Origin of the sequence: Streptomyces sp. NBC_01384 (genome assembly GCF_045040035.1) — a bacterium.
GTDB lineage: Bacteria > Actinomycetota > Actinomycetes > Streptomycetales > Streptomycetaceae > Streptomyces.
In genome coordinates, this window is record NZ_CP109560.1 from 920,580 (window position 1) to 943,506 (window position 22,927).

General features: G+C 68.6%; 19 protein-coding genes and 4 pseudogenes. 15 read left to right on the forward strand and 8 right to left on the reverse strand.

Annotated features, from left to right (window positions below; translation table 11 throughout):
* Positions 1–617: 617 nt before the first annotated feature.
* From OG747_RS51765 to OG747_RS51790, 6 genes and pseudogenes are all read left to right on the forward strand, one after another.
* Positions 618–1,643 carry a bifunctional DNA primase/polymerase gene (locus OG747_RS51765; protein ID WP_331765409.1) on the forward strand — a complete coding sequence of 342 codons (1,026 nt, stop codon included), beginning with the start codon at positions 618–620 and terminating at the stop codon, positions 1,641–1,643.
* Positions 1,640–3,172, forward strand: a complete 1,533-nt coding sequence (locus OG747_RS51770) for a phage/plasmid primase, P4 family (RefSeq protein WP_331743172.1) — start codon at positions 1,640–1,642, stop codon at positions 3,170–3,172. Before OG747_RS51765 ends, OG747_RS51770 begins: the two co-directional genes overlap by 4 nt.
* Before the next feature lie 190 nt (positions 3,173–3,362).
* Positions 3,363–3,746, forward strand: a complete 384-nt coding sequence (locus OG747_RS51775) for a DUF6009 family protein (RefSeq protein WP_331743169.1) — start codon at positions 3,363–3,365, stop codon at positions 3,744–3,746.
* 80 nt (positions 3,747–3,826) lie between these two features.
* Positions 3,827–4,106 (forward strand): annotated as a pseudogene (locus tag OG747_RS51780) (transposase); the annotation flags it as partial.
* Positions 4,107–4,685: 579 nt separating this feature from the next.
* Positions 4,686–5,624: a MerR family transcriptional regulator gene (locus OG747_RS51785; protein WP_331743166.1), complete on the forward strand. Its 939-nt coding sequence runs from the start codon at positions 4,686–4,688 to the stop codon at positions 5,622–5,624.
* Positions 5,625–5,698: 74 nt separating this feature from the next.
* The gene (locus tag OG747_RS51790; RefSeq protein WP_331743163.1) at positions 5,699–6,265 is read left to right on the forward strand and encodes a GNAT family N-acetyltransferase; all 567 of its coding nucleotides are present in this window, start codon (positions 5,699–5,701) and stop codon (positions 6,263–6,265) included.
* 702 nt (positions 6,266–6,967) lie between these two features.
* Here the strand turns inward: OG747_RS51790 and OG747_RS51795 are convergent.
* Entirely contained in the window at positions 6,968–8,506 is a 1,539-nt protein-coding gene (locus OG747_RS51795; protein ID WP_331743160.1) for a glycosyltransferase family 39 protein, read from the reverse strand.
* Positions 8,507–8,953: 447 nt separating this feature from the next.
* Between OG747_RS51795 and OG747_RS51800 the strand changes: the two genes are divergently transcribed.
* The 3 genes and pseudogenes from OG747_RS51800 to OG747_RS51810 all read left to right on the forward strand — a co-directional run.
* The gene (locus OG747_RS51800) at positions 8,954–10,183 is read left to right on the forward strand and encodes a sensor histidine kinase (RefSeq protein ID WP_331743158.1); all 1,230 of its coding nucleotides are present in this window, start codon (positions 8,954–8,956) and stop codon (positions 10,181–10,183) included.
* On the forward strand, positions 10,149–10,838 hold the full coding sequence (locus OG747_RS51805) for a response regulator transcription factor (RefSeq protein ID WP_331743154.1): 690 nt from the start codon (positions 10,149–10,151) through the stop codon (positions 10,836–10,838). The genes OG747_RS51800 and OG747_RS51805 overlap by 35 nt, the downstream gene beginning before the upstream one ends.
* Positions 10,839–11,583: 745 nt before the next feature.
* Positions 11,584–11,976: pseudogene (locus OG747_RS51810) on the forward strand (transposase); the annotation flags it as partial.
* Between the two features lie 15 nt (positions 11,977–11,991).
* Here the strand turns inward: OG747_RS51810 and OG747_RS51815 are convergent.
* Positions 11,992–12,342 (reverse strand): hypothetical protein, encoded by a 351-nt coding sequence (locus OG747_RS51815; RefSeq protein ID WP_331743151.1) that lies wholly within the window; start codon positions 12,340–12,342, stop codon positions 11,992–11,994.
* 256 nt (positions 12,343–12,598) lie between these two features.
* Here OG747_RS51815 and OG747_RS51820 point away from each other — a divergent pair, with 256 nt between their 5' ends.
* Positions 12,599–13,828 (forward strand): ricin-type beta-trefoil lectin domain protein, encoded by a 1,230-nt coding sequence (locus tag OG747_RS51820; protein ID WP_331743148.1) that lies wholly within the window; start codon positions 12,599–12,601, stop codon positions 13,826–13,828.
* Positions 13,829–14,257: 429 nt separating this feature from the next.
* Here the strand turns inward: OG747_RS51820 and OG747_RS51825 are convergent, their stop codons facing one another.
* Complete coding sequence (locus OG747_RS51825) at positions 14,258–14,728, reverse strand: ArsI/CadI family heavy metal resistance metalloenzyme (protein ID WP_331743143.1); 471 nt, start codon at positions 14,726–14,728, stop codon at positions 14,258–14,260.
* 136 nt (positions 14,729–14,864) lie between these two features.
* On the opposite strand from OG747_RS51825, the gene OG747_RS51830 reads away from it, so the two are divergent.
* The 4 genes and pseudogenes from OG747_RS51830 to OG747_RS51845 all read left to right on the forward strand — a co-directional run.
* Positions 14,865–15,197 (forward strand): metalloregulator ArsR/SmtB family transcription factor, encoded by a 333-nt coding sequence (locus OG747_RS51830; protein WP_331744951.1) that lies wholly within the window; start codon positions 14,865–14,867, stop codon positions 15,195–15,197.
* Positions 15,194–15,940, forward strand: coding sequence for an MIP/aquaporin family protein (locus tag OG747_RS51835; RefSeq protein ID WP_331743139.1), 747 nt, complete (start codon positions 15,194–15,196; stop codon positions 15,938–15,940). The genes OG747_RS51830 and OG747_RS51835 overlap by 4 nt, the downstream gene beginning before the upstream one ends.
* A gap of 46 nt (positions 15,941–15,986) precedes the next feature.
* Positions 15,987–16,403 carry an arsenate reductase ArsC gene (locus OG747_RS51840; RefSeq protein ID WP_331743136.1) on the forward strand — a complete coding sequence of 139 codons (417 nt, stop codon included), beginning with the start codon at positions 15,987–15,989 and terminating at the stop codon, positions 16,401–16,403.
* A gap of 162 nt (positions 16,404–16,565) precedes the next feature.
* Positions 16,566–17,129: pseudogene (locus tag OG747_RS51845) on the forward strand (LLM class flavin-dependent oxidoreductase); the annotation flags it as partial.
* A 314-nt stretch (positions 17,130–17,443) separates the two neighbouring features.
* On the opposite strand, the gene OG747_RS51850 reads toward OG747_RS51845, so the two are convergent.
* The 5 genes from OG747_RS51850 to OG747_RS51870 all read right to left on the reverse strand — a co-directional run bounded on the left by OG747_RS51850 (position 17,444) and on the right by OG747_RS51870 (position 22,318).
* Positions 17,444–18,196, reverse strand: coding sequence for a glucose 1-dehydrogenase (locus OG747_RS51850; RefSeq protein ID WP_331743133.1), 753 nt, complete (start codon positions 18,194–18,196; stop codon positions 17,444–17,446).
* 45 nt (positions 18,197–18,241) lie between these two features.
* Positions 18,242–19,006 carry an SDR family oxidoreductase gene (locus OG747_RS51855; RefSeq protein WP_331743129.1) on the reverse strand — a complete coding sequence of 255 codons (765 nt, stop codon included), beginning with the start codon at positions 19,004–19,006 and terminating at the stop codon, positions 18,242–18,244.
* A gap of 380 nt (positions 19,007–19,386) precedes the next feature.
* Positions 19,387–20,040, reverse strand: coding sequence for an NAD(P)-binding domain-containing protein (locus OG747_RS51860; protein ID WP_331743126.1), 654 nt, complete (start codon positions 20,038–20,040; stop codon positions 19,387–19,389).
* 342 nt (positions 20,041–20,382) lie between these two features.
* Positions 20,383–21,393 carry an ester cyclase gene (locus OG747_RS51865; protein ID WP_331743123.1) on the reverse strand — a complete coding sequence of 337 codons (1,011 nt, stop codon included), beginning with the start codon at positions 21,391–21,393 and terminating at the stop codon, positions 20,383–20,385.
* Between the two features lie 49 nt (positions 21,394–21,442).
* On the reverse strand, positions 21,443–22,318 hold the full coding sequence (locus tag OG747_RS51870; RefSeq protein WP_331743121.1) for an SDR family NAD(P)-dependent oxidoreductase: 876 nt from the start codon (positions 22,316–22,318) through the stop codon (positions 21,443–21,445).
* 422 nt (positions 22,319–22,740) lie between these two features.
* Between OG747_RS51870 and OG747_RS51875 the strand changes: the two are divergent.
* Positions 22,741–22,881: pseudogene (locus tag OG747_RS51875) on the forward strand (site-specific integrase); the annotation flags it as partial.
* Positions 22,882–22,927: the final 46 nt, after the last annotated feature.

Sequence of the window (22,927 nt, forward strand, 5' to 3'; positions counted from 1 at the left end):
GTAACTGGCTCATAATTAGAGAACTTGGTCCCTTCAGTCCCTTGCTCGTGTCGTGTCGCATGCCTGACCTGCGGAAACGCTCAGGGACTGAGGCGAGTGGCCAGTCCCCCCAGTCCCCCCGGTCTTTCGTTCAGTCACTGTTGCGGCCGACGGAACTGTTCCTGCCGGTGGCAGTCGCCCCGCCCGCCGGCCGACTGTGGGCGTTGAGCCATGACCGACCCGGCCTCCCTTGGTCCCTGCGGGACAGGGGAGATCCCGCGCTCTGCGGAAGGCGCAGTCCCTCCAGTCCCTCCAGTCCTTTGGCATACGGTTATTTCGCGCATAAGTGGTGTGTTTTTCCCCGCTTGTGGAGACCGAAGGGACCGTAGGGACCGGGAAGCTGATACACCGCCACGCGGGGGGAGCTGCAGCAGCTTGCAGCCCCCGGGTCCTAGACTCTCTTCCGAAACACAGTCCCTACAGTCCCTCCGGTCCCTGGATCAGCACACGGTCACGGCACCGGCCGTGTCTGTCAGGGACTGAAGGAACGAGACCCTTGGCAGAAAGAGAGAGGCGTGCCCGGCCCCGAGGTGATGAAAGCGCCCGCAGGTCCTGCGCGGCCCGCCGCATCCCACGCCGTGGCCCGCTGGTGCGCCGAGCAGGGCTGGCCCGTCCACCCGCTCGCAACCGGGCGTAAGACCCCCGCCGCCAACTGTTCTGCCTGCAAGAACCAGCACCACTCTCCTGCGAGCTGTGCCTGTCTCCCCGCGGGGCTCCCCTGTCACGGATTCCACGCCGCGACCACCAGCGCCACGCGCATCGACGCCTGGTGGTCCGCCAACCCCTCCTGGGGCGTCGGCGTGGCCTGCGGGGGAGCAGACCTGATCGTCATTGACATCGACGCACACTCAGCCCCGGTCCCTGACCGCAACCGCCTCCTGCCCGGCATCCCCATCCACGACTCGGTGAACCTGCACGGCCTGGCCTCGGGCTTCGACACCCTGGCCCTTCTCGCAGCCCTGCGCGGCCAGCCCAGCCCGGCCGAGGACGACAGCACCCTGCGGGTGCGCACCCCGTCCGGGGGCCTGCACGTCTGGTACCGAAACCCCCACCCGGCCACCCGGTTCCGCTGCTCGACCGGGTCCAGCCCGAAGGTCGCCCTGGCCTGGCAGGTCGACGTACGGGCCGACGGCGGCTACATCGTTGCCCCCACCACCCGCACCACTCAGGGCACTTACGTGCGCGAGGGGCCGTCCCACCTGCCCGCGCCGCTGCCCGAATGGCTCGGCGAAGAACTTGTCAGGACGGGCCACACGACCCAGCGCCGGCGCCCCCCGGTCCCCTCGCGGCCCTCGATTCCCCGCAGCCGTCGTCCGCGAACCCACGCCCGTGCGCACGGCGTCCTGGACCCTCTGCTGCTGGACGTCACCGCATGCGCCGCAACCTCCGAGGGCGCAGCTTTCACCGAGAAGCTCAACAAGGCCGCCTACACCGCCGGAGGACTCTCAGCCGCTGGACATCTTGACGAACACACCGCGCGGGCCCTGCTGCGTGAGGCTGCCGAGACCGCGAGGCCCTGGCAGACAGCTCGTAACGAACGCATCATCGACGACGCCCTCGCCGCCGGCTCCGCCCGCCCGCTTCACCTCGAAGGACGTTCATGAGCAGCGCCCAGTCGCCGCGCTTCGACGCCAGCGCTGCCGCCCAGCAGATGCTGGACCTCGAGCAGGCCGACCACCCGCCGGCAGCATTGCCCGCCCAGGCCCATGCCTCCCCGGTGGCCACGCCCTCATGGGCGCTGCCCTCGCCGTTGCCCGGCACACTCACCGACCGCGGCAACGCCAAGCTGTTCGTCAAGCTCTACCGCGACCAGTTCCGCCATGTCGAAGGTCTCGGATGGTTCTCCTGGGACGGCTACCGCTGGAAGCGCAATGGCGGCGAGAAAGCGGCCCTGTGGGCTGCCGGGGAAATGGCCGAGGACATGCCGGACAGCGATCCTGGCGGCCATTTCAGCGACCGCGAACTCCACCACCACAAGAAGCGCACCCTGTCGACCACCGGCATGAAGGCTCTCCTCACGCAGGCCAAGGCGTCCCCCGACCTGTCCCTCGACCCCGACACCCTCGACGGCGACCCTTACGCCCTGTGCACCCCCGCAGGCGTCGTCGACCTCAACACAGGCCTCCTGCGCAAGCCCGACCCCACCCGGGACTTCCACTCCCGCGCCACCAGCGTGGGCCCCCAGCAGACCGAGACCCCACGCTGGCACCGCTTCCTGCACGACACCTTCGGCGACGACGCCGAAGGCCAGGAAATGATCGACTTCCTGCACCTGCTGCTCGGCTACTCCATCACCGGTGACGTCGGCGCCCAGGTCCTGCCCTTCCTCCACGGCCACGGCAAGAACGGGAAGAGCGTCCTGCTCGACACCATGATCCAGATTCTGGGTGATTACGCGGACGCCGCGCCCCCGGGCTTCCTCATGGACCGCGGGGCGTTCTCCGAGCACTCCACCGAACTGACCGAGCTCCACGGCCGCCGTCTGATCGTCTGCAGCGAACTCAAGCCCAACGACAAGTTCGACGAAGCCCGGGTCAGGCTGCTGACCGGCGGCGACAAGATCAAAGCGCGCAGGATGAGGCAGGACTACTTCTCCTTCAGCCCCACACACCACCTGTGGCTGCTGGGCAACCACAGGCCCGAGGTCTCCACCGGCGGTTTCGCGTTCTGGCGTCGCATCCGCCTGCTGCCCTTCGAGCGGACCGTCCCTGACCACCGTAAGATCGACAACTTGGCCTTCGAACTCGTCCGCGACGAAGGCCCCGGCATCCTGCAGTGGCTCATCGAGGGCGCCCGCCGCTACCTCACCACCCGCGACAACCTCGAAGGACCCGACCGCGTCCGCATCGCCACCACCGCGTACGCCAACACCGAAGACCACATCGGCCGCTTCCTCACCGAATGCTGCACCCGCGAGATCGAGGCCCAGCCCGACCTGCGCGTCGAACAGGGCCTCCTCTACACCACCTACGCGTCCTGGTGCAGCGCCGGCGAAGGCATCCGCCCCGCCGGGGCCCGAGCCTTCGCCACCCGCGTCCGGCAGGAAGTCGGGCTCGCCTCACCCGCAGACATGATCAAGTCCAATGGCCGCAAGTACTACCCCGGCCTCGCCCTACTGGACACCCCCTCATGAACCGACTCCGGCACCCCAACGACGAACCGGCGTATGTCGCCCGCAGCTGCCAGGTGCCACGACCGGCCCTACACACCCCCGCCGGCCCGGCCTACCATGAACCCACAGAGCCAGGCCCAACGACGGACGGCACACCACAGGACGAGGCGGGCCGCCGCCCGGCCCGAAAGACCAAGGAGGGGCACCAGCCATGAGCTCGCTACTGACCGAGGGCGATCTCACCCACGAAGAAGACGTGGTGTGGCTGGAAGACCCCGGAAAACTCGACTATGTCCGCCAGGCCCTCGACAAGACCAGGCGCCGTAACACCAAGCCCCCCTACGCCCGGGACGGACGCATGGTCGGTTACGCCCTCCTCGACGACCAGGCGGAACCCGACCCCGACAGCGGCCTGTACAGGCGCCGGGTCTTCTTCCTCCTCCCACACGACCGGGACAGTCTCCCCAACGGCCTCTACCAGGAAGGCGCCCCGGGCGAAGCCGTCGACCCGCGCACCATCGAGGTCAGGAAAGTCGGAGAGAAAACCCCCCGCTCCCAGAGCGGTCCTGCAGCCATAACCGGCACCCGCGCCTGACTCGGCCGCCTGCCTGACGTGTCTTCCCACGTGACGGGCGAGGCAGGAAGAGCACCCTGGGCGACCAGCCATGCCTGATCATTGATCTTGTCGTCGGCCGGGGCGAGTTGACGGATACGGCGTGGGAGCGGATATTCCCGCTGCTGCCGCGTGTCGATGGTCGCGGGCGGCCGTGGCGGGATCACCGACAGGTGGTGAACGGCGTGCTGTGACCGTTTGCGAACCGGGGCACCCTGGCGTGACCTGCCCGAACGCTATGGCCCTTGGCAGACCGTTTACGAACGCTTCTCCCGCTGGGAGACGGACGGCACCTGGGCGAAACGGCTGGAGCACGTGCAGGTCAAGGACGATGCGGTGGGCGGTTCCAGCGCGTCGCCTCGTGAAGGCCCGCCCGGACAGGACGTGCTCCCCACGTCCTTGGCCAAGGCCACGCTCGACACCTACACGTGTGAGGCACCTCGCATGCGCGGCCTGGGCCTTCTCACCGACGAGGTGCCGCAGGAGGCCCATGCGCCTCTGCTTGACCGCGCACTGGCCTTGAGCGGCAGGGACCCCCGATGGAGCCGACCCGCGCATTAGTCTTCGCGGGCTCGGCCGTCGTGTTCGTACTGACGGACCTGGCACGGCCGCACTGGGACCGAATCGCAGCGGATGCCTCGGTGACGGCAGCAGGGGCAACCGTGGCCCTGGCCGTCTTCACCGGGGCATCGCGGCTGATGCCTCCAGCTACCTGATCAGGCCACACGATCCACACCTCTTGACAGTTACTCCCACCCGGCCGAAGTGCACCATCCAGGTCGCACGGGACACCCCCCAGCCGTACGACTACGACGCACCAGGAACGCGAGGAATTGCCAGGACTTGTGGATGAGGAGTGGTTGGCACCTGGCAGGCGAAGGGGCTTGAGTCTCCAGTAAGGGGAGACGTGAAGGTGGGGACATGGACGGCGACACGCTCTACTCGATCGGCGAGCTCGCTCGGCGGACCGGTCTCACGGTCAAGACCATTCGGTTCTACTCCGATCGCGGGATCGTGGCGCCCACGGACCGCAGCCCGGCCGGCTACCGCCTTTACGACATCGATGCCGTCGCACGCCTGGACCTCGTGCGGACCCTGCGCGAGCTGGGACTGGACCTTCCCACGATCCGCAAGGTCGTGGACCGGGAGCTCTCGCTTCCCGAGGTCGCCGCGGCGCACGCCGAAGCGCTGGCAGTGCAGATCCGCGTCCTGCGTCTGCGGCGCGCGGTGCTGACGGCGGTGGCCGAGCGCGGGTCCACCCCTGAGGAGACGGAACTCATGCATCAGCTGGCCCAACTCTCCGAGGACGAACGCCGACGTCTGATCGGCGATTTCCTCGACGTCGTCTTCGGCAATCTTGGCGCCGCCCCCGCCTTCACGGGGGTCATGCGCTCCATGACCCCCGAGCTGCCCGACAACCCAGAGGCGGAACAAGTCCAGGCGTGGGTGGAGTTGGCCGAACTGTCCCTGGACCCGGATTTCCGCGCCGCCGTGCGGCGGATGGCCGAGGACCAGGCAGCCGAGCAGGCCCGAAGCGGCTCGACGGTCCCGCGCCGCGACATTGCCGCAGCCGTCCGTGACCAGGTCGGCCCGGCCCTGACCGCTGGTATCGACCCGGCCTCGCCCGAGGCCGATCCGATCGTCGCGGCGTTCACGACGTACTACGCGCACCTCCTCGGCCGCCCCGACGACGTCGAGCTTCGCCGCCGGCTGTCGACCCGGCTGGAGAGCGTGAACGACCCCCGCAGGCAGCGGTACTTTCAGCTGCTCGCAGTGATCAACGGCTGGCCGGTTCCGGAGAGTCTGGCGCCAGTGCTCGACTGGTCCGTCCAGGCCCTGCGCGTCCGGACACAGCGATGACGGGGCGGTCGCGAGGCGGCACGGTCCGCACACGGTTGGCGTCGGATGAGAACGCCACCGCATACGATCGGTCGGTGAATACCTCCGTCGTCCTTCAGGTTGCCGCGACGCCGGCCTCTCCCGCTCTCGTTCTTCGCCCTTGGTGCATGGAGGACGTTGCCGCGTTGGTCGAGGTGTACCGGGATCCCGGATTGCGCCACTGGACGAGCCACGTCGTGGAGAACGACGCTGGCGGGGCACGGTGGGTGCAGGCCCAGCAGCGGGGCTGGGCAGCGGGGGACCGGTTCAGCTTCGCAGTCCTCGAGGAACAACCCGGTCCAGTTCGCGAGCAGTTGGTGGGCAACGTGGTCCTCAAGGAAGTCACCTCCGGCGGACCGGCGGCCGAGGTGGGCTACTGGACCGCGGCGCACGCTTGGGGGAGGGGAGTGGCCCCCCGCGCTCTGGAGGCGCTCACCGGCTGGGCCTTCGACACCTTCGAAGCCGACGGGCTGGAGCGTCTCGAACTCCTGCACCAGGTGGACAACCTGGCATCGTGCCGGGTTGCGCTGAAGAGCCGGTACGACTTCGACAGCGTCCTGCCCGCGGCGCCGCCCTCCTTCCCCCGCGATGGCCACCTGCACATACGGCGCACGAGCGCCTGAGATCCCCGCGTTTTCTGCGGATCGGGCCACCGCCCCGTTGCCGGAGATCACTGGTGTACTCGCCCCCCTGACCCGGACACCGGGCGGCGCATGCGCGCCCATCACGCGCGCGCCGCGCAGGCCCTGGCCGTACGAGTGGAGCCGGGCGGGGGAGTTCTGGGGCTGGGCCGGGCGCACCCTGGGTGCCCCGGCCTGCACCGCCGCCGGGGCACCCAGGGTGCGCCCGGTGGCCGTACGGCGGACAAGGCGCCCGGGAAACCGCGGGACGGCGCCAAGGACGCGCAAGGCGTCTTCGGCGACCTCGACGGACGCCGACCCGTGTTGCCGGGCGTGCACGACGCCGTCGACGACGGCACCGCCTACCGGGCGGAGCTCTCGGTCCGCATGGACGACCCGGTCCTGTCCGACGACCCGATCCTGCAGCGTGACCTCCAGCTGCCGGACGCCTGGCGGGAGGACCTCGCCGGGACGATGGAGAAGGTGTCGGCGGCCGGCCCCGACCGCGTCACCGTACGCCGGCAGTACATGGACCGGGCCGTCCCCGAGTTCGTCGGCATCCCGGCCCCGGACACCCCCAGGCCGAAGGAACACCCGACCCGCCCCACGCCACGACGTGCACACACCCCGCAAGACGCAGTCGGCGAAACAGCGAACGAAGAAGTCAACTGCCCCACGGCCCCGTCGCACAGGTTGAGGATCAAGTCAGGGCCGAACGAACAGTTCGACCGTCATTCCGATGACCTGCCGGCAGCTGTCGCGACGGTAGCCGGAAGTCAGAATATCCATTTTCGCCTGGCTCATCGGGGACAGATTGACCGTCCGCGCGCACCGGACGTAACGGGAGAACGCCACCAGCCAGACTCGCTTGACATGGGTCATCCGGACGCGCAGCTCCGCCGCGTTGATCTCGTCACCCGAGAAGTCCGCCGCGCGTACGGCCGACTTGTCCAGCGCGATGTCGGTGACCTTGGTGTAGTACTGGGGGTAGGCGTCCTTGATGGGCCGGCGGCCGCCGGGCAGGAAAAGGATCGCGTCACCGGGTTGTGCGTGCTCGCCGACCACCTGTGACGCCTCGCGGAACTGGTCCGGCGTGCTCGATTCCCTTCGGTCGTGCACGTTCTGCGGGATCATCAGTGCGAGCGCGAGGCCAACCACGACCATGCCGACAAGCCGGGGCCGCAGCCGTACCGCGCCCGCGGCGGCGAGCAGAACCATTGGCGGCAGGCTGAGCAGGACGTAGCGTTCCGCGTACGCGGGATGGACCTGCGACACCAGAAACAGGATGACCGGCGGGCAGAGCAACCAGGGCAGCGCCAGCGCGCGGATCCCCGGCACCGGCGATTCCGGAACGGCGGCTCGCGGGCCACGCACCGGCAGTACGCCGATCAGCACCAGGACGATCACGACAGCGGCGGCCCACGGGCCGCCGGCGAAGGCGATGAGGAGATCCCGGGCCTCGGGCAGCCCCGGCGGCCGCGCCCAGCCGATCAGCTGCTGCTGCCCCTGGGCCACCGCGACGATCGGCAGAACCGGCAGCATCGCCACGGCGCACGACGCGAGCACGGGCGGAAGCCGCCGGCGCCACTGCCCACCGCAGAGCACGGTGATGACGTGGGCCGTGATCAGCAACAGGGCGAAGAAATGCAGGATGCCCAGGGCCGCCATGCCCGCCGCGTACGCCAGATAGGCACGCTTGGTGTGTCGCTCGAGCGCCCGGACGAACAGCAGCGTCACCGCCGCGGCGCCCGCGGCCACGACCGCGTACTGCCGGGCGAAGTGCGCGTACTGGCCGGCGAGCGGGGTGACGGCGTACAGCAGCCCCGCCAGCAGGCCGCCCAAGGGGTCGATCAGCTTCCGGCCGAGGGCCGCGACGGCGGCCGCGGCCAGGACCGTACCGATCACCGACGGCATACGGATGGCTGTCTCGCTGTAACCGAACAACCCCACCATGAAGTGCTGCGCCAGGTAATAGGCGGAATGCACCACATCCATGTGCGGGAGGACACGTGCGATCTGGTACAGGCTGCGGCGGGCCACCGACACCGTGATGATCTCGTCCCTGCCCAGTGAGACGCTGGCGATGCCCCACAGGCCGAAGCCCAAGGCGACCAGTGCGGGCAGGCCGATGACGACCCCGGTAGGCAGGTGAGGGCTGCGAGCTCTTGTGGCTTCGGCGGCCGTCGGCGACCCGGTCGGCGTCGCGGAGGGGCCGGCGCTGTGGCTGGAGGGGAAAGTTGACATTTGCCCGCGAGCATACCGAGCCCCTTGTGCCGCTCCCGCACGCGGCAGGACGTCGGCCGTGGAGACACTCACGGCCGACGACGTACCGGCATGGCGGATGCGGGCCCAGGGGCTCCCGACAACCGCGACCGCCGCGACGCCGTGGCGGCCGTACGGCAGGCCGCGACGCTGCGGGCCCACGACGCCAAGGCGGGAGGAAGCGCGCGATCGGGCCGGACTGCCCTGCGCAACCGGTCTGGTCCGGCGGGCGGCGGATCGGCAAACGCGTCCATGTCCCGTACTGGGCGTTTGTCGCCATGACCGCACGCTCAGCCTCGGTCTGCCCCTGAGCCTGGCCACGTCCCGCGGGACACAGCTCGAATCCGCGGATCGGGCCATGGCGCCCCGGGGCGCCCCGTGCCGTGGTGAAACGATGCCCGACCCGGCGACCGACCCTACGGTGATGGCATGACGGTGCTCAACAGTTGGAGGCGGCGAGGCCGATCCGGGAACCGCGCGGTCGACGCCTTGGGTGTGGCTGTGCTGTGCGTGCTGTCGGTCGTGGCTGCCTCGGTCGACCCGCACCACCACCAGTTCGTGTTGCGCTGGTCGGCCGTGGTGCTGGCTGCCGTCGGCTGCTCGGCGTTGCCCTGGCGGCGGCGCCACCCGTTCGGCGTACTGGGCGTCGCCGTTGGCTGCGGGGTGGTTTTTCAGGTGCTCGGTTTTCGGGAGAGCCCGCTGGTGTCAAGCCCGGTTCTGGTGTCCGTCTACAACGTGGCCGTGCGGACCGACCGGCGTACTGCCTGGACCGCGGCAGCTGTCTCGGCTGCTGTCATGGTGGGCGCTGTCGCGGTGTGGTCCTCGAATTCGTGGCTGGACCCGGACAAGGTTGCGATGCTGGCCTGGACGGCCCTGCCGGCCGCCGTCGGGGACGGGCTGCGCTCACGGCGCGCCTATGTGGCGGCCGTGGAGGAACGGGCGGAGCACGCCGAGCGCACCCGCGAGCAGGAAGCACAGCAGCGAGTGGCGGCCGAACGCGTCCGGATCGCACGGGAGCTGCACGACATCGTCGCGCACCACATCGCCTTGATCAACGCTCAGGCAGGCGTCGCCGTCCACCTGGTGGACCAGCGTCCGGAACAAATCCTGACGGCGCTGGAGAACATCCGGGACACCAGCCGCTCCGCGCTGGACGAACTACGGGTGACCGTAGGCCTGCTGCGGCAGTCCGACGAGCCGGTGGCGCCCCGCGACCCGATGCCGGGCCTTGCGCAGGTACCAGCACTTCTGGCGTCGTTCGAACGCGCCGGGCTGGCCGTGAGCCACATGCGGCAGGGCACCATCGAACCGCTGGAGCCGGCGGTCGAACTGGCCGCGTACCGCATCGTGCAGGAGTCCTTGACCAATGTGCGCAAGCACGCCGGGACCGACCATGCCCGGCTGTTGCTGCACTACGACCGTGAACGGCTGACGATCACCGTCGAGGACGACGGGTGCGCCGGACCGCACCAACCTCACACGGGGGCCGGTCACGGGCTGATCGGGATGCGTGAGCGGGCTACCACGATCGGGGGCACGCTGCATGCGGGACCGCGCCCCGAGGGCGGTTTCACCGTGACCGCCGAACTGCCGCTGCGCCCCAGCCCGGCACCGGATCGGAGACATGAGCACGATGATTCGCGTACTGCTTGCCGATGACCAGGCCCTGCTGCGGGGCACCTTCCGCATGCTGTTCGACGCCACGGAAGACATGGAGACCGTGGCCGAGGCGTCCAACGGCCGTGAGGCGGTCGAGCTGGCCGGCGCGCAGCGCCCCGATGTGGTCCTGATGGACATCCGCATGCCGGAGATGGACGGCCTCGAGGCGACACGGCTCATCACCGAGTCTGAGGACCTCGCAGGTGTGAAGGTGCTCATCCTGACCACCTTCGAAGACGACGAGCACGTCGCGGAGGCACTGCGTGCGGGTGCGAGCGGCTTTCTCGGCAAGGGGGCGCGACCCGACGAGCTCCTCGATGCCGTCCGCACGGTCGCAGACGGCGAGGCGCTGCTGTCCCCGTCGGCGACGCGAGCGTTGATCACTCGTTTTCTGGCCCAGCCGGATCCATGCCCGGCGGCCGTACACGAGCGGCTGGAGAGCCTGACGCCGCGGGAACGCGATGTCACGAGCCTGGTCGCACTGGGTCTGTCCAACGATGAGATCGCCGAGCGCCTGGTCGTCAGCCCGCTGACCGCCAAGACCCACGTCAACCGGGCCATGACCAAGCTGGCGGCTCGTGACCGCGCCCAGCTCGTGGTCATCGCCTACCAGTGCGGGCTGGTCAGTCCGGCTACGGAACCAGAACCCGCATAGTCGCCGGCACGGTGTGTCCCTCTTCTGTCCCAGCCGTAGGCCGACGTACCGCATACCGCAGCCGTGGTAGCCGGAAGTCGCTGCGTGGGGACGATGTGCTGAGGGCCGTTCCTGGGCGAAGGTGAAACCCTGAACGGAGGTTCCGCCATGACCGAAGCCCACTGCCTGACGAAGTCCGACGAGAAGACGGCCGTCGAGGAATGCCGCACGATCCGTGAACTTCTTGCCGGAAACGAACGCAAGACCCTCGCACCCGATGAGGCAAGCGCGGTGCGGGCTCACCGGGCAACCTGCACCACATGCCGGGACGAGTACGACCGCCTCGCAGCCGTGCCCGCACACCTGTCTCTTCTACGCGACGCCCTGGCCTGCGGCAAAGGCCGAAACGCGCGGACACACGCGGCCACCCGGCCCGACTGCGGTCACGCGTCACCCCGTCACCACAGGCCATACCGAGCGGCCCCGGCGAGGCAGCTCACGCTGTCTCAATGGGTCAACAGGACCACGTCGCACATCAGGTGAGCAGACCTCGCGGAAGCGACGACGTGCCTGGGGCGGAACGGCAAGGAGTCCCTTCTGCGGGCGTCTCACCGGCGACCGGCGAAGAGCACTTGTACGGTTGATGAAGACACGGACCGTGGAGGGGCCCACCGCCACCCGCGGCACCACACGCCGCCAACGGTCCCTGCCGAAAGGCAGGAGACCACGATGCCCTCATCCGCATCCCGTCGGCAGCATCCGGTCTGGTCAGTGGGGCGACGCCCCGCAGCTCATCCCCGTCGTGGAACGTATCCGCGTCGGCCGCCTCGGTGGCGGACGTCCCCGCACCCGACCGGACCATCTCGGCGGTGACAAGGCGTACCCCTCCCGGCGCAACCGTCGCTACCTGCGGCGACGCCAGATCAAGCACACCATCCCCGAGCCGAACAACCAGCGGGCCAACCGCAAGCGCCGCGGCAGCCGGGGCGGTCGGCCCACCGGCTTCGACAAGACGATCTACAAGCGCAGGAACGAAGTGGAGCGGACGATCAATGCCCTGAAAAGCTTCCGGGCGGTGGCGACGAGGTACGACAAGCGGGCCTACGTCTTCCACGGCACTGTCACTTTTGCCGCGATCCGACTGTGGCCCAGGACGTGATCGGACGGACGGAATTCAGAGCCACCGCTGTGCCGCCTCGACGCTGTCCCCGCCACTGGTGTTGAACGCAATGGCGGCCTGGGGCGCATGGCGGCGGATCAGGTTCACGATCTGCTCGAAGAGCGGAAGCAACTGCTCGGTCTTGCGGATCCCGCCGCCGACGACCACGACATCCCATGGGTGTTTGGTCAGCGACACGACGAGGGTGGACTCGGCTGTTTCGTCGAACACGACCAGCGTCATGGCCGCGTCGATGCCGTGCTCGCCGAACCGGGCCAGCTCCGCATCGAGAGCCGCGCGAAGAGCCTCCCCGTCGACGCCGGGTATCGCTTGCGGGTCATAGCCAACAACAAGTGCAGAAGACATGCGGGCAACCTACCGGGCCCTGCCCGAGCATGATCCGCAGGACAGGCCCTGGCCACCGAAGCAGAGTTTGTACTGCGCCTTGCCGTTAGGGAATTCGTCCAGAGTTCCGCCGCTTTAACGGCATGACGCATCTCACGCCTTCATCATCTGGTCCGTGCCGAACTATTGACGCCCCCTTATCTCACTTCTTAAATCAAGAGGCGACGCACTCACCCCCCACCTCGCTCGGCGCCCTCGTGCGCCGGAAGGGAGAGCCGTGGTCTCGCCACGATCGCTCCGCAGATGTCTCCTCGCCGCCCTCTCCGCCATGCTGGTCGCGACCGCCGCCATCGGCCCGGCACAGGCAGACGCCCCGAGTGTCGGGGCCGCCGCCGTGACGTTCTCCGACACCTTCGACGGGCCCGCCGGAGCGGCCGTCGACTCCTCGAAGTGGCAGATCGAGACCGGCGACAACGTCAACAACCACGAGCGGCAGTACTATACGGCGGGCAACAACAACGCGGCCCTGGACGGTCAGGGTCATCTGGTCATCACGGCCCGCCGGGAGAACCCGGCCAACTACCAGTGCTGGTACGGGACTTGCCAGTACACATCGGCCCGTCTGAACACGGCCGGGAAGTTCAACGCGCAGTACGGGCACGTCGAGGCCCGGATGAAGATCCCGCGCGGGCAGGGCATGTGGCCCGCGTTCTGGATGCTCGGCACACCGGTCAACTGGCCGGACTCGGGCGAGATCGACGTCATGGAGAACGTCGGCTACGAGCCCTCCACGGTCCACGGCACGATCCACGGCCCGGGCTACTCCGGCTCGGGCGGCATAGGCGCGGCCTACTCCCTACCCGGCGGCCAGGCCTTCGCCGACGCCTTCCACACCTTCGCCGTGGACTGGGCTCCCGACTCGATCACCTGGTCGGTGGACGGGACCGTCTACCAGCGGCGCACACCAGCCGACCTGGGCGGGAAGACCTGGGTGTTCAACAAGCCGTTCTTCCTGATCCTGAACCTGGCGGTGGGCGGCTACTGGCCGGGCGACCCGGACGGCTCCACCGTCTTCCCGCAGCAACTGGTGGTGGACTCGGTGTCGGTGACCACGGGTGACACGGCTGCCGGCGTCGCGATCAGAGGGCTCGCCGGGAAGTGCGTGGACGTCGCCGCGGCGAACTCCGCCAACGGCACCCCCGTACAGCTCTACGACTGCAACGGCACCGCCGCCCAGCAGTGGACCGTCGGTTCGGACGGGACGATCCGCGCGCTCGGCAAGTGCCTCGACGTCACCGGCAATGGGACGGCGGACGGCTCGACGGTCCAGTTGTGGGACTGCACGGGCGGACCGAACCAGAAGTGGGTCGTCTCCTCGGCGAACGACATCGTGAACCCGCAGGCGAACAAGTGTCTGGACGTGACGGGCAACAACTCGGCCAACGGCACCCCGCTGCAGATCTGGACCTGCTCGGGCGGCGCCAACCAGAAGTGGACGGTCGGCTGAGCCGCAGGCCCTGGGCATGTCCGGCGGAGCAGGTCGCAGGAGAGAAACGGCGCCTGACCGGCCGGGGTGTTGCGAGTGGTGGGGGGATCCGCAACGCCCCGGTCTTACGCGCGGTGCCCCGTTCTCCTGGTCTCGCCGAGCGAGCTTCCGCGCCTTGAGGAGATCCGCGACAACCTCACCGACCGGATTCGTGAGGCTGAGCGCGATGGGTGGCTCGGCGAGGTTGACTGCCTCAACGTCAGCCTCGCCGCCGCGAAGGAGAAGATCACGCAACTCGCTGCACAGCAGGAGCGCCGGTCGTCGGTGGTCCACCTCGCACTGCCGGCCTTCCCTCAGATCGCCGCCCGTGCCAATCACCCGCCTGACGGACCACGTCAGGGAAGTCGGGCCAATGGCTGAAGAGCCCAAGGTCGCTCTGGAGGGGGCGGTTCAGCCGCAGGCGCATCCGGCGGCGGCCGGGGCGAGCTCGGCCTCCTGTGCATTGGAGCTGCAGCAAGCGTCGCCGCCGGAGACGGCGCTCTTGCCGAGCTGGCCGGCGTCGGCCTTGACCACGTAGACCTCCCAGGGCTCCTTGCCCGGCCCGTGCACCCAGACCTTGTCCTGGAGGGCATAGCAGCAGGAGGTGTCGTTCTCCTCGAACGTGGCGAGCCCGGCCTCCCTCAGCCGGTCGGTCGCAGCGGCGACCTGCTCGGTGGACTCGACCTCGACGCCGAGGTGGTCCAGGCGGGTGTCCTCGCCGGCAACGCCCTCGATCAGGACGAGCTTGAGCGGCGGCTCGGCGATGGCGAAGTTCGCGTAGCCGGGGCGGAGCTTGGCCGGCTCGGCGCCGAACAGCTTCGAGTAGAACGCGATCGACCCTTCAAGGTCCGAGACGCGAAGGGCGAGCTGAACACGGGACATGGGAGTCTCCTCAATGGGTCCTATATCGACGTCTGCCGATATAGCCAAGGTTGCTCCCCGGATAGATGGATGTCAACATAGATGCATGTCGAAGCTGGAACTGCAGGTGATCGACCAGACGGCGTGCTGTTCGCCGATGGTCCGCGAGTCGCTGGGTGAAGAGGCCGCCGCCGATCTCGCGAAGATGTTCAAGGCCCTCTCGGACCCGGTGCGGCTGCGGCTGCTGTCGCTGATCGCCTCCCACGAGGGCGGTGAGGCATGCGTCTGCGACCTGACCGGCCCGTTCGATGTCTCCCAGCCGACCATCTCCCACCATCTGAAGGTTCTCCGAGAGGCCGGCCTGGTCGGCTCCGAGCGGCGCGGGACCTGGGTCTACTACTGGGTCCTGCCTGCCGCCCTGGCCAAGCTCTCGGCTCTGCTGGAGGCTCCTGCCGGGGCTGTCCCGGCGGGCGTGGGGGCTTCGAGATGACCGAACTCGCCCCCCTCAGCCGCCGGACCGCTGTCGAGTTCGTCGGGACGGGAGCGCTGGTCGCGGTCGTGGTCGGCTCCGGCATCCAGGCGACCAAGCTCTCCCAGGACGTCGGCGTGCAGCTGCTGGCCAACTCACTGGCCACCGTCTTCGGCCTCGGCGTACTGATCGCCCTGCTCGGCCCAGTCTCCGGCGCCCACTTCAACCCCGCCGTCACCCTGGCGGCCTGGTGGACCGGCCGCCGTGGTGGCGAGGGCCCGACCCTGCGCGAGGTCGCGGCCTACCTGCCCGCGCAGGTCGCCGGAGCGATCGGCGGCGCGGTACTCGCGGACGCGATGTTCGCCGAGCCGCTGGTGCGCTGGTCCACGCACGACCGCTCGGCCCCGCACCTGTTGCTGGGCGAGGTCGTGGCGACCGCCGGACTGATCCTGCTGATCTTCGGCCTGGCCCGCACCGGCCGCGCGCACTTCGCCCCGGTCGCGGTCGCCTCCTACATCGGCGCCGCGTACTGGTTCACGTCCTCGACCAGCTTCGCCAACCCGGCAGTGACCATCGGCCGGACCTTCACCGACACCTTCGCCGGCGTCACCCCCGGCTCGGTGCTGCCGTTCATCGCCGCCCAACTCGTCGGCTTGGCCGTCGGCATCACCCTGGTCGCCATGCTGTTCGGCCGACCCACGCCATCCGGCGAGGACGTCGTCGTCCCGCACGGCGAGCACCACCTCGCCGCCTCCGGCCGCTGACGGACCCTCCCCGCATCTCTCGTCTCGATCAAGGAAGCCCCCTGCCGTGAGCACTCCCGCAGTCCCGTCCGTGCTGTTCGTCTGCGTACACAACGCCGGCCGGTCCCAGATGGCCGCCGCCTTCCTCACCCACCTCGGCGGCGACCGCGTCCAGGTCCGCTCGGCTGGCTCCGCCCCCGCCGGCACCGTGAACCCCGCAGCCGTCGAGGCACTGCGGGAGGTCGGCATCGACATCTCCGCCGAGACCCCGAAGATGCTGACCACCGAGGCAGTGCAGACCTCCGACGTGGTGATCACCATGGGCTGCGGCGATGCCTGCCCGTACTTCCCCGGCAAGCGCTACCTGGACTGGAATTTGGAGGACCCGGCCGGGCAGGGCGTCGAGGCCGTCCGCCCGATCCGCGACGAGATAGAGCAGCGCATCCGTGGTCTGATGGTCGAACTCGGCATCGAGGCAGCATGACCGCCGGGCCGGACGGCAGCGTCCGGGTCTCCCGGATGCTGCCACAGCCCGTCCTCGACCTCCCCGGCCTCCGCTGCCCCATACCCACCCCGATCCATCGGATGTAGGCGCAACACGGGCTGACTGCCTGTCATGCCAAGGTAACAACCGCTCATTTCGCCAGGCGTACCGCCGTTCGTCTGGCACGGCTCCATCCGCTCCCCGGAGATCGCCGAGCAGGCCGCCTACTACGGCGACGGCTTCTTCGCGAACAACATCTTCTGGCCGAAGGAGCACTTCCAGCGCCTGATCAGCCTGTACCGGGAGCGGTACGCGCACTACGGGCACGGCACCGCGGAGCAGGCCATCGTCGGCCTCGGCGGGCATGTCCTCATGCGCCGCAACTCACAGGACGCCCTACGCGAGTTCCGCCCGTTCTTCGACCACTCCCCGCAGATGGGCGGCGGCCCCTCCTTGGAGGAGTACATGGAGCAGACCCCGCTGACGGCCGGCTCCCCGCAGGAGGTCATCGAGAGGACGCTCACCTTCCGCGAGCACTTCGGCGACTACCAGCGCCGGCTGTTCAATGTGGACGGGGTCGGGGTCCCCCTGAAGACCGTGCTGGAGCAGATCGACATGCTCGGCGAAGAGGTTGTGCCCGTCCTGCGCCAGGAACTCGCCAAGAACCGGCCCGCCGACGTGCCGGACGCCCCCACCCGCGCCCCGAGCACGATCGCCACGGCGAGCTGGACGAGCACCTTTGCCCGCTCCCGCCACCCGGCCGTCGTACTCGACGGGAGCACCCCGGCGAGCCCTCGCGTCAGTCCCACCCGGTCCGCCAGCCGACGCAGCAGCACCGCCCCCGCATGCCCGACCAGCCCCTTCCCGTCGGCCGACACACACAGCCCACGGCCCCACCCTGTACGCACGCTCACCAGAAAGGTGTCCTGACTCCTGCACCGAAAACGACCTGGACACTCGTCTCCTCGCAGGTCAGCGACACCTTTCTGCTGTCAGGGCGTCAACTCACCCAATTCCGCTGAATAGCCTGGGCCAAGTCGTCATGTCACCGCCTGTCCTCCGTCCAGGACGATCGATGCTCCCACGATGTAGGAGGACGCGTCGGACGCCAGCCACATCACCGTGTCGGCCACCTCGTCCATGGTCCCGATCCTGCCGTTGGGCTGACGGGACCAGATGCGCTCCTTGTAGCCAGGGGTCGTCGCCACAGCCGTCTCGTACAGGGGGGAGTCGATCACTCCGATCGCGACGGAGTTTATGCGGATACCCCGGGCCGCGTAATCGAGTGCCGCGGCCTTGGTCATGCCCAGTACCGCGTGCTTGGAGGCCACGTACGGCGACTGCATGGGAATTCCGCGCAGCCCCAGCCCGGATCCGGCGTTGATGATGACACCGCCGCCGGAGGCGAGCATGGCGGGGACCTCGGCATGCATGGAATGGAACACACCGAGGACGTTGACGGCGATCACACGGTCGAACTCCTCCAGCGACTGCTCGGCGAGCGGGTTCGGCGTCAGCTCGACACCTGCGTTGTTGTAGGCGATGTCCAGCCGACCGAAGCGCTCGACAGCCATGTCGACGACCTTGTGCATGGCCTCGGGGTCGGCAACGTCGGCATGCACAAAGAGCGCGTCACCTCCCATCTCGCTTACCGTCGCACGGCCGGCCTCCGCATCGATGTCCGAGACGACCACCTTGGCTCCACTGTTGGCAAATGCCTTGGCGGTGCTGCGGCCCAGCCCCGATGCCGCACCGGTGACCAGGACGACCTTGTCGGTGAAATCGAACTTCATGACTTAACTCCTCCCAAATTGTTCACAGCTGTCCGCGAAGGGCGCTCAGAGGGTGGCGGTGACGCCGCCGTCCACCGCGATCGCCGCTCCGGTCACATACGAGGACTGTTCCGAGGCCAACCAGACCACGACGTCGGCCACCTCGCCTGGTTCTGCTGCGCGGCCTGCCGGGCTGGCCTCACCTGCCTGTCCGCCGGAGTGCGGGGCGCCTTCCGTGGACCGCTGCGCGCCGGCCGCGCTGACGCTCCCGGGCAGGATCGCGTTCACGCGGACGCCCTGTGCCGCGTAGTCGGAGGCCGCTCCCCGCGTCAGCCCGATGACCGCGTGGTTCGACGTGACGTAGGCGGACTCGTTCGCGGCAGCGAGCGTGCCCATTACCGACGAGGTGTTGATGATCGACCCGCCGCCATCGGACGCCAGCATGGCAGGGATCTGCGCACGCATCGAGTTGAACAACCCGCGCAGGTTGACGGAGAGCACGTCTGCGAACTCCTGGGCCGTCTGGTCGGCCAGGGCGGCCGGTGCGGGCCGGACGTCCGTGTTGTTGAACGCGATGTCCAAACGGCCGAAGTGGTTGAGCGCCGTCTCCACGATCGAACGGGCACCGTCCGGGTCGGCAGTGTCGGCTGCGACGAAGACGGCGACATGGTCGCCACCCAGCGACTTCACGATCTCCCGCCCGGCGTCCCCGTCCCGGTCCGCCAGGACCACCTTCGCACCGGCCCTGGCGAACGCGCGAACGGCGGCCTCGCCCATACCGGTTGTCCCTCCCGAGACGACGGCGACCTTGCCGTCGAGGTCGAATCCCATGAACCTTTCCTCCTTCGACAGAAAACACTTGGCAATCAAATGAGCCGGAAACAGCCGGTCGTCGTGTCATTGCGGTGGGAATCCCGAAGAGCGATGCACCTGTCGAGCGGCGCTGTCGGGGTAGGTGGATCAGCTCAGTGACATCGCGGAGGACGACCAACCCCACGACTCGATGACCCGCACTCCTGGCGGCTGTCCCCGCTCACTCCTCCGGGCGCGCCTCGGAGCCCTGGCTGTTGCGGCTTCGGGTCGGCTTCCCGGAATCCCGTCCCGGCCTTCTTGCCGCACACCGGCCCTGTGCGCGGCAAGAAGGTGTGAGGGGCAATGTGAGCAGCGCAATCCGTGCGCCCGGCCTCTCCTCCGGGATGCGCCTCGTCGTACTACTTCGAGGCGGCGATGGCGGAGTGGGCTTCCTCCGTCGTCACCAGCCGTCCGTCCAGGCCGCCGAAGGGATGGAGGTCACCGAACACCTCCACCCGTCCGGCATCGCGCACACCGCCGGCCTTCACCGGATCGAACCCCGCCGCGGTGATGAGACGCTCGGCCGCCGCGGCAGCTTGCTCGTCGTCCGTCGCGTAAAAAAGGACCGCCCGCTGTGGCGTTCGGTTGGCTCCGGAGGCCAGCAGTTCGGCCGGGAGAGTGCCGAACGCCTTGACGTAGTGGACGTTTGCAGGAAGCAGTCCGGCAATGACCGAACCTGCGGACTGCCCTTGGGGCAGCAAAGGAGTGAAATTCCCCTTGTCGTCGACTTCAAGCGCATTGGAGGGGTCCACGACGACTTTGCCGGACAGGAGGTCCGCGTAGTCCGCGATCAGCTCCTTGAGGACATCGAACCGCACCGCGAGAACGATGACGTCGGCCTGAGCGATGGCATTTTTCACGGACGCGGCGACAGCCCGCTCTCCCAGCTTGTCCGCCAGGGAGGCGGCCTGTGACTGGTCGTGGGAGGCGAGTACGACTCGCTGCCCGCCGTCGACCAGGAGCCGGGCGAGCGTGCCGCCGATGGCGCCGACCCCGATGATTGCTGTGGACATCAGATCCTCCTACTGAATTGCTGTGCTGTTCATGACGTGGACACGCGTCGGCGCTCGGGGCGATCGGGCGGGATCGCTGCACGCCTCGTGCAACCGGTGACGCATCAACCTTGTAAATTGATTGTTCAACTAAATCCGGGCGGCAAGGGGCGACTTGCGAGCCGTCGTACGCTCCTTGACTGTGTCGCCAGCCGTGGGGCGTGCTGGTCCTGCTCGCGCCGGCTCGTTCAGTTCGGCGCAGGGCGAGCTGTGGAAGGCGTTGACGGCATCGGTCCTCACCGGAGACTGCCGCCCGGTGTGCCGGGAGTGGGGGCGCCGGACGGAAGCAGCTGTCAGTCCCGGTCAGACGTTTTCGGGCAGCAGTCCGAAGGACTGGTAGAGGCGGACGTAGTCCACGGTGTCCCAGTGCTCGGCCGCGACCCCGTCCTCGATCCGCAGGAAGTCTGCGGACGCGAAGTCCACTGGTGTGCCGCTGGCGGTGATGGTGCCGTCCCAGACGCTGATCGAGGCGACCCGGTCGTTCTCGGCCACGACGAAGGTCTGTACCGCGAGCCCGTCCGGCATCGCCCCGCGCCCGATCGCCCAGGCGTTGCCGAAGAACTGGCGGCCGTCCGGGGTCCAGCCGGTGTTCTGGATGTAGTCCTCGGCCAGTGCGTCAACGTCCTCGGCTACGCCGGTGGTGATGGCACCGTCGTACAGGCGCCGTCCTGTGGCTCGCGACTCCTCACGAGTGGCAGCGCGGCCCTTGCGGGGCGCGCCGAACTCGGTTCCCGGCTTCTCGACGAAGATGCCTTCCGGGGATTCCGGCACGCCGAGCAGCTGCTGGAACTGCGCGGCCACGCCGGGCAGGTGGCCGATCCTGACCAGGATCCGGTACGTGTCCATGACCTGCCAGTGCTCGACCAGGCGGTCGTCGCGGAAACGGAAGATGTGCGACACCGACGTCTGAATGGGCTTGCCGGTCGCCGCCACTCCTGCGTATGCGCCGGTGTGGTTGCCGGTGACGATGGTGCGCAGCGCGATCAGGTCGTTCTCGACGAGGACGCCGACGTTGTCGTGGACCTCGAAGTGCAGGTGCGAGAAGGAGGCGTGGAGGGCCGCGTAGTACTTCTTCGTGGCGGTGCGGCTGCGCACGCCGTCGACCGAGTACGACAGGAAGCCCCGGGCCAGGATGTCGTCGAGGGCGGCGTAGTCCTGCGCGTTGACGGCGGTGACGAAGGAACGGGCGAGTTCGTCGGCCCGTTGGGCGGTCGCGGTGGTGTGGAAGCCGTCAAGGCTGGTGGGCTGGGTGGTGTTCATGGTTTCTTCCGTGGACTTGCGGTGGGTGAGTCGGTGGATGGCTTCGCTGAACATGGGGTGGTCCTGGTTGTACGGGTGGTCCTGGTTGTACGGGTGGAACTGATCAGTTGTCGCCGAGGCCGACGAGCTGAAGGCGCAGGGTGTCGAGTTCGGCGTCGGACTTCTCACGTACCAGGCGCAGGATCTCCTCGGCGTCCTCGCCGACGGCGCCTCGGATGGGGGCGGGCATCTGCTCGGCCAACTCGATGACCCGGTCGGCCGATGCCTCCGCGCTCAGCCCGCTGCTCTGCATGGAGTTGAGGGCGTCGGTGAACATGCCGAACGCCTCGCCATAGAGGGCACGCTGCTCGTCGGTCATCGCGTCGGCGACCCGCTGGAGCGCGGCGGCGGTCTTGGCCGGGCCGCCCGTGCGCATGTTGCCGGCCTGGGCCATGACGACGTCGACTCCGAACGGCTTCAGTTCGGCGCGGTAGATGTCCGCGATCGCCTCGAGGGTCGCCTTCGAGGCGCTGGAGGGGCCGTTGAAGGGGAGGGGGAAGCGGCCGGTCATCGCCCCGATGAAAACGATGCGCCCGCGCGCGGCCCGCAGGGCGGGCAGGAAGGCGTTGATGACGGACAGGCCGCCGAAGACGTTGACGTCGAACTCGTGCTTGACCTCGGCGAGCGGGAGGACCTCGAGGGGGCCGGGGGTGAGAATGCCGGCGTTGCTGATGAGCAGGTCCAGACCGTTCCGGCCGAGCTCCTCGGTGACCTTGTCCGCCCATGCGCCCACCGCGTCCTCGTCGGTGATGTCGACGACGGAGAGGATGGCTGCGCCGCCGGTGGCCTTGTCCAGGTCGGTGACGTCGTCCGTCGACAGGGCGGTTCCGAAGACCCGGTAGCCCTTGGCGGCCAGCTTGAGGGCGACTTCCCGTCCCAGACCGCTGCCGGCGCCGGTGATCGCGGCCGACAGCTGCTTGTTCTTGTCGGTGTCCGTCATGGTTTCTGCCTCCTTGGACACGGAAGGTTCCCCTCCCTGGCGCGGTGCTCTTGGCGCGCCCCGCAGTGGTTGATGCATCAACGATCTGCCTGTTTGGTTGATCTGTCAACAGCATCTACCGATCATGTTTCCGTAGGGGCCCAGGTCTGGCTTGCGTCAAGTGACTGCTTCTCGCTACCTACCGCACGCTTCGCCCCCGTCTCCTCTTTCATGGCCCTGCAACAGGGCTCCGTAAGTTGTTGGTTGGCCCGGGAGGGTCGGATGTGGCTGAATAGGGGCTGCTTTCAGTGGCCCGCCAGGTGTGGCCGTCCAGCTCTCCTGGGCGCCCTGGCCACCGATTGAAATGCGCGGATTGGTCGCTGTTTACGGAGCTGATGCGGGGTGTCCCTCGGGCCGACGGCATGTTGTGCGGGACGAGGAGCCGGCTTCCGTCCAGCGGCGAAGTCGTACCGCTGCTGCAGATCGCCCCGTCCAAGACCGACACCGAACGACTCCTCTTGGTCAGCCCGGAACTCGCCGACGTCCTCAGCGCCGTCATCAGCCGCCTGCGTGGCCCAGACGGCCCGCCGTCGACGCCTACCGCGCGATGCTCGCCGCCCTGCGCGACCC